The sequence below is a fragment of the Candidatus Roseilinea sp. NK_OTU-006 genome (assembly GCF_012931985.1).
Lineage (GTDB): Bacteria > Chloroflexota > Anaerolineae > J036 > Brachytrichaceae > JAAFGM01.
Window position 1 is genome coordinate 1 of the sequence record NZ_JAAFGM010000072.1, and the last position, 3,318, is coordinate 3,318.

Annotated in this window: 3 protein-coding genes; 2 read left to right on the forward strand and 1 reads right to left on the reverse strand. The window is 61.8% G+C overall.

Features of this window, described 5'->3' with window-relative positions; genetic code table 11:
- Positions 1-462: 462 nt before the first annotated feature.
- A complete protein-coding gene (locus GXH28_RS15330; RefSeq protein ID WP_169239888.1) occupies positions 463-885 on the reverse strand; it encodes a hypothetical protein in 423 nt (140 codons plus the stop codon).
- A gap of 198 nt (positions 886-1,083) precedes the next feature.
- Here GXH28_RS15330 and GXH28_RS15335 point away from each other — a divergent pair, with 198 nt between their 5' ends.
- Together GXH28_RS15335 and GXH28_RS15340 are read left to right on the forward strand one after the other, a co-directional pair.
- Positions 1,084-2,073 carry a J domain-containing protein gene (locus GXH28_RS15335; protein ID WP_169239889.1) on the forward strand — a complete coding sequence of 330 codons (990 nt, stop codon included), beginning with the start codon at positions 1,084-1,086 and terminating at the stop codon, positions 2,071-2,073.
- A 564-nt stretch (positions 2,074-2,637) separates the two neighbouring features.
- Positions 2,638-3,318 (forward strand): ABC transporter permease (locus GXH28_RS15340; protein WP_320447974.1); only part of this gene is annotated, 681 nt, incomplete at its 3' end.

Sequence of the window (3,318 nt, forward strand, 5' to 3'; positions counted from 1 at the left end):
GCGGCGGTCTGGACGGCGGCTGCGTGGGCGGCGGGCGCGCTGATCAGCGTCGTCAGCGCCCAAAGCAAAGCCAACGCCAGCAGCAGTGCGCTCCAGCGCGGTGCATTTCGGTGTAATAAGGGGGTAAACTTTGACACTGGCTTGCTCCTTGTTGGATGAATGTCAGGTTAGATGAAATCAATGATCGGTGGATAGAGAGGCGGAGAGCCATTCCCCATGGCGACGCGTTGGAGCGCGAGGCGTGGATTGTAGCTGCGCCTTTCCGATTATCGCTTACGTTTTCTTAAAGCTCAAAACGAAAAAATGGCTGATGGTTTTTCGCAAAATCGTTTGGCGATTGTCGTTGCTGCAGCTCGTAGCCGCAGGTTTTAGGCATACCGGCAAATTGCCAAAATCATTCGCCAATCCCAAAGGCCATGAAATGGCGCCGGCAGATTTTAATTCCGATGTGTTACAGAAGCGTTACGCCGTGAGCGAGCAATTGAGGCAGCGCCAGAAGACTAAGCCTTCGCTGTTGAACTGGATGAGCGCCGTCCCCAGCGCAAAGGCGCCGAGCAGCGCCGCCCCGACGCCGCAGAGGAGATTGAGGATGCGGAAGGCGCGGGTGATTGCAGGCGGCTCAAGCCGGAGCAGCCCAAGCAGCAATAAGCCCCACAACGCGGCGCCGAGGACGAGGCCGATGAAAGTCAGCGCATAGTCTGACGGATCCACGGGCGGCGCGGTGAAGAGAAGCGCCGCTGCACTCACGCCCACCCAGAAGCCAAGCGCGTAGGGATTGGTGAAGCCGGTCCTGACGCCGCTGCGAAAGTCTTGTCGCCCTTCGTTCAAGTCGAGGCGAGGCGCAGCGCCCTGGCGGGCGTCCAGCAGCGCGCCCAACGCCAGCAAGACCAGTCCTGCTAAAGAGCGTGAGCCGCGATGGCAGGTGCCACACATGGTATCTCTCCGCGAATACTCTCTGTCTGTTGCGCCTGAATCATTGTACGCGGGCGGAGCACAAAAGTTGTGCGCTGCAGGCAGAGCGATCGAGTATAATCGCGGCACACTGGCCTGGTGAAATGGTCTGCTGGATAGAAGAGAACGCGGATGCGCCGCAAGGTCGCCTACGATCCCCAGCAAGATTACTACGCCATCCTGGGCGTCTCTCCCAACGCCTCGCCGGAAGAAATCCGCCAGGCGTACCGCCAGTGCGTGCGCGAGCTGCACCCCGACTTGAATCCAGATCGCGCCGAATGGGCCACGCGTCAATTGCAGCGCGTCAACGCGGCCTATGACGTGCTGCGCGAACCGGCGCTGCGCCAGCAGTACGACCGTGCGCGCAGCGGATACGCCGCCGCGACTCCCCGACGTTCGCGCACGGCTGCTACTCGTCCCGCTGCCGCGCCGGATCGCCCCTGGTGGCAACAGGCCGCCGAGCAGAGCGCCCGCGCCCGCGCTTACAGTGACCAGAGCACTATCCGTTCCACACCGGCCTGGCTGATGGTTGCTGGCTGGCTGCGTCGGGGACATCTGCGTGCGCTGGAGCCGCTCTGGCTGACACTGGTGGGGCTGTGGCGTGGCCCCTACGCCCAGGCATTGGTGGCGCTCTCCTGTGCGCTGGCGCTCAACGTGGCGTTTCTGGTACACGCGCTGCTCAGCCCTGCCGGCCTGGAGCGCCTGGGGCTGTCTGCCGATCCCACTTCCACCCCGACGGCGATGCCCAGTGCCACTCCCGCCCGCCTCTATCAAGCGTGCCTGAACCCGGACGCGCGCATCACCGCGCCGTCTTCAGGCGAAGTGGTGGGCGATACCTTCCCGGTCGTGGGCACGGTGGCGCTGGACAATTTGTGGGCGTATGCCGTCGAACTCGGTTATGCCGGACCCGGTCAGCCGCAGGCCGCGCCCGGCGTCTGGCGACCGCTGCGCACCCCCTCTCCCCAGCAGACCATCCCTGAACCACCCTTGCGCGACGCTCCCCTGACCGACGCGCCGGTTGATCTCGGCGGTCAGCCCGCCGGATTCTACGTATTACGGCTACGGGTGATTCTGCGGGACGGGACACAGAGGCCCGTCTGCGATGTGGTGGTGCGGCACTGAGCGACTGTCCGTTCGGCTCTCGCGAGAGGCTGTCATGAACTTTCGTGAGGTAGCTTCCCCTCACCCCTAAGTCCCCTCTCCCTCGCGACTGCGTCGCGGGGCGAGGGGATTCGTCTTCGGTCGCACAGGGGGTTGAGGGGGAAAAGCGCATAACACGCTCTCGGTCGAGGCTGCAGGATTTATCTGTTGTGCCACACTTGCTTCACTTTCCTACAAGGCCCTGCACACGCTCTTCTACCCCAAAACGGTTTTTTCGCTATAATAGTGGGAAATCGTTGTCATTCTAGATAGCGCCATCATTGCCTCACTGATACCGGTTCGCAGGTGAAAGAAGCAGGGACAGCAAGAACTGAATAGACCACACTCTTCGCCAGGATTGCCAGGAGCCATTGGTGCTGCTGATTTGTGCGCTTCGGAGACTGTTCCGGGTAGTCACCTGGCATCAGCGACAGGTTCGTCTCCACCAGGAGTAGCTTCATGGACACTTCAGGCGCTGTAGCCGAACTTCGCACCAGGCTGAGTGGTTTGAGGGCGCGATCGCCGGGGATCCTGCGTGCTCGCGAGGTGCCCATTGGCATCGCGTTCCTGGTTCTGTGCATCTTCTTCTGGCAGCAGAAGCCCGAAGCCTTCCTCAGGCCCGCCAACCTGGCGGTCATCATGCGCTTCGTAGCCATCTATGGCCTGCTGGCCGTAGGCGAGTTGCTGGTGATCATCACCGGCGGCATTGATCTGTCCGTTGGCTCGATGACCGCCCTGACGGGTGTCCTGGTGGCGACGCTGATGATGAAGGGCATCGGGGCGATCCCACCCTTCGATGCCGTGTTCCACTCCACTTCGCCCATTGCCATCGTGCCCTCCATCATCCTTGTCCTGGCCTTTGCCACACTGGTAGGAATCTGGCATGGTGTTTTCGTCACCAAGCTGCATATTCCGCCTTTCATCATCACCCTGGGCACCTGGCTGATGGCCAGCGGAGCAGCGGCGTTCATTACACGGGGTTATCCCATCGTTTTTCCCTCCGGCTTTGCTTTCCTGACGCTAGGGCAGGGCAAACAGGCGTTCCTGGGCTATGAGATTCCCAACATGTTCATCGTCTTGCTCGCGGTGGCGATCCTTGTGGCTTTCATCCTCAACGCTACCACGCTGGGCCGCCATATCTACGCCATCGGCGGCAACATCGAAGCGGCGCGCGTATCGGGCATCAACGTGGATCGCGTCCGCATCTTCTGCTACGCGGGCAGCGGG